This is a genomic window from Mesorhizobium sp. M1E.F.Ca.ET.063.01.1.1 (genome assembly GCF_003998155.1).
Classification (GTDB): domain Bacteria; phylum Pseudomonadota; class Alphaproteobacteria; order Rhizobiales; family Rhizobiaceae; genus Mesorhizobium.
In genome coordinates, this window is the sequence record NZ_RZSC01001093.1 from 1 (window position 1) to 1,464 (window position 1,464).

Below are 1,464 nucleotides of genomic sequence, written 5' to 3' on the forward strand. Positions count from 1 at the left end.
ACATATTGGCGCAGGCCAAGGCAGCGCTTGGCGATCTCGAGAAGATCCGCCGGCTGGTCAAGATCACAGTCTTCGTGGCCTCGGCGCCGGGATTCGTCGAGCAGCATCTGGTCGCTAACGGCGCTTCCGATTTTCTGGTCGCCGCGCTCGGCGAGCGCGGCAAGCATGCCCGCTCCGCCGTCGGCACCGCATCGCTGCCGCTCAACGCCGCGGTTGAAATCGAAGCGATCTTCGAAGTCGAGTAAGAAGAGCCTGACATGACCGACCTTTCCTGGCTGATTGCCCGCCCGGTCGCGCACCGGGGCTTTCACGACATGAACAAGACGTGCTGGGAGAACACGCTATCGGCCTTCGCGGCGGCGGCCGAGCGCGGCTACGCGATCGAATGCGACGTGCATATCTCGTCCGACGGCGTTCCCGTCATCATCCACGACGGCGATCTGAAACGCCTGACCGGCGAGGACGGCTCTGTGTGGCAACGCACGGCGGCTGAACTCACCGCGCTCAAGGTGGGCGGCACCGCCGACCATGTGCCGACGTTGCAGGAGGCGCTCGACCTGATCGACGGCCGTGTGCCGCTGGTGGTCGAGCTGAAAGGCGTTGCCGGCCACGACAACGGGCTGGTGGCGTCCGTCGGCAAGCTGCTCAAGCGCTACAAGGGCAAGGTGGCGATCATGTCGTTCGACCACTGGCTGATCCGCGACTTCGCCAAGGATGCGCCCGGCATTCCGGGAGGGCTGACCGCCTACGGCAAGGACAACCAGTTGATCGAAGCGCATTTCGCCATGCTGGCCCACAACCTCGCTTTCACCTCCTACGCCGCCGGCGATCTGCCCAACGCCTTCGTCGGCTTCGTGCGCGAAAAGCTCAAAATGCCCGTCATCACCTGGACCGTTCAGGATCAGCCCGCGGTCGACCTCACCTTCAAATATGCCGACCAGATGACGTTCGAGGGTTTTGAGCCCGACCTGGTCAAGGTGGCCTGAGGCGATACCCGAAACGTGACTTGTAGCAGCCCTGAGGACGCTTAAATAAGCCCCATGGATCAAGGTGAAGACGACGATGGACGGGCAACGAATGCGGACTATGCGATCCGCGTCGCGGCAGGCATCGGCGCGTTCACCTGCGAGGAATGGAACGGCTTCGCCGGAACCACGCGCGGCGATAAAGAAAACGGCTACAACCCGCTCGTTTCATTCGCTTTTCTGAGCGCGCTTGAGGATTCCGGCTGCGCCGTGCGGCGCACCGGCTGGCAGGGCCATCACCTGAGGCTCGAGAATGCGCAAGGCAGACTGCTGGGCGCCGTGCCCTGCTATCTCAAGTCGCACAGCCAGGGCGAATATGTCTTCGACCATGGCTGGTCCGACGCCTTCGAGCGCGCCGGCGGGCGTTATTATCCCAAGTTGCAGTGCTCTGTGCCGTTCACGCCGGTCACCGGCCCTCGCCTGCTGGTCGGCAAGGACG

3 protein-coding genes are annotated in these 1,464 nt (G+C 63.5%); all 3 read left to right on the forward strand.

All coding sequences use genetic code 11. The features are described from left to right. Nucleotides 1-245, forward strand: a 245-nt coding sequence (locus EOA29_RS36295; RefSeq protein ID WP_145970041.1) for a RidA family protein, incomplete at its 5' end; no start/stop codon positions are given. A gap of 12 nt (nucleotides 246-257) precedes the next feature. After that, nucleotides 258-986, forward strand: coding sequence for a glycerophosphodiester phosphodiesterase (locus EOA29_RS36300; protein ID WP_126093873.1), 729 nt, complete (start codon nucleotides 258-260; stop codon nucleotides 984-986). Between the two features lie 54 nt (nucleotides 987-1,040). Then, nucleotides 1,041-1,464, forward strand: a 424-nt coding sequence (locus EOA29_RS36305) for a peptidogalycan biosysnthesis protein (protein WP_189479112.1), incomplete at its 3' end; no start/stop codon positions are given.